The organism is bacterium, assembly GCA_040753555.1.
Lineage (GTDB): Bacteria > UBA9089 > UBA9088 > UBA9088 > UBA9088 > JBFLYE01.
Genome location: JBFMDZ010000189.1, coordinates 1 through 3,920 on the forward strand (window position 1 = coordinate 1; position 3,920 = coordinate 3,920).

2 protein-coding genes are annotated in these 3,920 nt (G+C 33.3%); both read right to left on the reverse strand.

Annotated elements, in window-relative coordinates; translation table 11 throughout:
- Positions 1–409 precede the first annotated feature (409 nt).
- Entirely contained in the window at positions 410–2,011 is a 1,602-nt protein-coding gene (locus AB1630_10985; GenBank protein ID MEW6104316.1) for a DUF4846 domain-containing protein, read from the reverse strand.
- A 409-nt stretch (positions 2,012–2,420) separates the two neighbouring features.
- On the reverse strand, positions 2,421–2,981 hold the full coding sequence (locus AB1630_10990) for a riboflavin synthase (protein ID MEW6104317.1): 561 nt from the start codon (positions 2,979–2,981) through the stop codon (positions 2,421–2,423).
- Positions 2,982–3,920: the final 939 nt, after the last annotated feature.

Genomic DNA, 3,920 nt, shown 5'->3' on the forward strand with positions numbered 1-3,920 from the left:
GGTAAAATCTCCACCCAGGATAATTAGGGAAGTGAAATAGAGAAATCAATCAATATGTAGTGACAATCTCAAAAATTAAGTGTAATAATATCAATATGTTATGAATTTTGCTGTTGAATGCAGGTTATAACCACAAAGATACAAAACAAGCGAGATTTTGAATTCTATAAACAAAAGGTTCCCCCTTCTGATACAAAGACAGGAAAAATATTGGTAGGAGCGATAGATTGTAAGGGTATCCCGATGGTCAAAGAATAAAGGGCTAAACAAAAGATAAGGCAGAAGAAGGGAGAGAAAGCTAATAAGAAGAAGATGGCAACAGTAGCAGCTTCTTTACCCAAAATCCTTATTCCAGAACACCCAAAGAGGTAGTAGAGAGCCTTTTTGAACCTCAATTTACTGTGTGGTTTCAACGAAACCTCTTTAAATCATTTTTAGAAAATATCCATTCAGGCGTTATTAGTGTTTCTCCGAAATTTATATCATACCATGGCAAGTCAGAATTCGGGTTTTTTAATATATGAATTTCTTGTGCTGGCATATAGCTTTGAGCGAGCAAGAATTTTTTGTTGCCATTATTATTAACAACCATGTCCACTACAATAATAGCATGGCAAGTATCCCCACCAGGCATAGCGCATATAAAGATATCCCCTATATTCATATCATTTATATTTTTGACATTATCCATCTCTCTGCTTAAAGAGTATGTATTTGCATACATAAACACCGTATCTAAATACTCCCTGAAACATTCATAAGAGTGATTATATGTTGCTATTCTTCTCTCAACTACTCTATTCCCTCGTACTAAAGGTCTATGACCGTCTTTCCACCTTATATATGACGCGGTAAAACCAGATAAAAAATTAAAATGAATTCTATTGTAATCTCCTTGATGCCATAGATATTCTGCCCTCAATCGAATAATTGCATCTGCACATTGCTGGAGGTTTTTATTGCCAACGTCAATATCTACCACAGCTACATGAACATCCTGACACCACTTTAATCGACCGTTATATAGACAAACAGAAGGATTTCCTTCTTTTAGAGGTAAATATCTAAGCCAATGAGCAAAATTACCTTCGGTTACGTCAATTCTTCTGTATCCAGGCGGAGGAGAAATCCGATTACATATCGAGCTTCTAATATCGTATTGAGAAAGCCAGGGATAAGGAGACGCATCTTGCGATAAATTGAAGTTCTTTGCAACCGATTTGCACAGAGCTTCATAAATATTTATAGGAGTCATATCTCCATAATTAAATTTTAAATACATCAAATGAAGATGGGTTGGCGACCTTTTCTTGAAGGCATTTTTACCTGATCTGCCTATCGTTCCTATCCTCTGTCCTGCAAAAACTGTATCTCCAACAGAAACAGAGATATCTTTTAAATGAGCGTAATAAAAATATCCTTCGGTTTCAAGGTCAAAAATCCATACATAATTTCCACCCCTAATATCACTTGAGGACTTCCAATTACTGTTGATAGCTATTACAATACCATCGCAGATCGATACAACATTTACAGATTTATGTGTTTTGTCAGAGAATGTATCCTGATCTTTATCGTCAATGAATATATCATGAGCTGGATGGCCTTTATGATTGTTGCCGTCATAAAAATTATAACCTTCTGGTTTATAACCGCTTCCTCTAATACCGCCTATATCTTTTGAAGAGAAGCCTTCTAATGGAAAATACCAATTTGTCCTTTTTAACTTATGCTTTTTACAAATCTCCAATAGTTGGGCATGAAGTATTATAATTTCTCTCTTTGCTAAATCAGATGGAATAAGGCCATCCCGAATGTTTTTTTCAAGTCCATTCCATGAGAGCCATGGCTGGGCAAATGCTGAATCCCCATACAGAAGCAACAAACAGAATGATAGAAATAAAACGATTTTTCTTTTCATTGTTTTTTGTTGCTTTAAAAATGGCTCTTCACGGAATATGGTGCAAATATAATCTTTTAGAAATTCCCCAATTTTACTAAAACCTTTCATAGGGCTTAAATCCTATATTTTGCTACCTTTGTCCAGAATTACCTCTAAACAGGATATATTATATCAAAAACACATCATCTGAATTAAGCACGAAATCCGAAGCACGAAGCACGAAACAATATCTAAATTCAAAATTCTAAACATTAGCGTTCGTTCCTCTAAATTATATTGTTTTGAATTTTCAATTTTAGCCATTTGAATTTGTTTTAAGATTTCGGATTTCATTTGTTCCATTAAAGCTAAACACATACGTTTTTTTGTGTTATGCTAAAACAAAAATGGTTTGCAAACTTTTCGTTAACAGTAGTCAGGCATCTTAACCCTAACCCTTTAACAAAAGGGTTTGCTTGAAATTCAATTGATTTTTGGTATATAAAGAGAACAGACATTTAGACAACAGGCTGTCATTTTACTTCTTAAGAAGCCCCTCTACAATTTTTGCAAGAATATCAACCTCAATGTTTGCTTTATATCCTATATTCATCTCATTAAGGGTTGTTTCCTTTAAGGTATGAGGGATAATGCTTACAGAGAATCTATCTTTCGCAGTATCAACAATTGTTAACGATACACCATCAATGGCAATAGAACCTTTTTTTACAAGATATTTTAATAAAGTCTTGGAAATAGAAAAAAAATAAAGAGAACCCCTTTTTTCGCAAAACCTTGCTAAACCATCTATATGACCAGATACAATATGGCCACCCAATCTATCAGAAAGCCTTAATGGCCTTTCAAGATTTACCTTGCTCCCCTTTTTAAGAAAACCAAAGTTTGTTGTCTTCAATGTCTCTTTTGAGAGATTGCAAATAAAACCATCGTTACGAAGAGAAGATATGGTTAAGCAACATCCTGAAACCGCAATACTATCCCCTATTTTAAGGTCTTCTAAAACCCTTTTGCACGAAACATAAATTTCCTTTCCAATGCTCTTTATAATCCCTTTCTCCTCAACTATTCCTGTAAACATTTGTGTCAGTATATCAATGTGTCAGTCAATTAGGTTTGTTTTATTGTCTGCGATAAGAAAATGTGTATATTATATAGTAAAGGTAATGTGTCAGTCAATTGGGTTGTATGTGTTTAGCTGTCCTATATCAGGCACAAAGCAAATAAATCCTCATCCCCAAATCCAAATGTCCAATAAATGTCCGATGGCTCATTTCTAATTCGTGCTTTGGATTTAGTGCTTCTTTCATTTTAACCTCCTTTCCTGTTCTTGCTTACCTAAATTATGTACGAACCAGAAGAACGTATTACTTGTTTTCCATCCTCTATATTACTTATATTTGGGTATTTTTTCACAAACCCTCTCACCTGTTTTGCAAACATAAGTGTTCGTTCCTCTAAATTATATTGTTTTGAATTTTCAATTTTAGTCATTTGAATTGTTTTAAGATTTCGGATTTCATTTATTCCATTAAAGCTAAACACATACCGTGCTTATGTATTTAGAATTTTCCATATTTTTAGCGATTAAACATAGTATTTTTACCCTTGAATTTATATCGTTTTATTATATTACTATGTAGAATTTAATTATAAGTTACCAAGATGATACCATTTATCCTCACTGATTATTATCCTGTGGAAGGAAGTTTGTAAGATTATAAGAATAGATTATTGTTGGCGATAATTCTTACAGCATAGATATTCCTGTTAATCTAATGCTAATAAGTCTTTATTTCCCAAAGGATTAAGGATTAAACAAAGAAACTAATGAGCATAAATTGATGGGGTTTAAGAAATAAAAGTGCCCTGTTTAAATAACAAAATTATTGCAATTAGCAATTCTCGGTGAAGTTATAAAGGCTATATTATCAAGCCTTCCTGGAAAATAAGAAAATATTTTTCGCAAAAAAAGCCTCTTAAGGTTTCCTCTCAAAAATGCCGATATATTATATAGAAT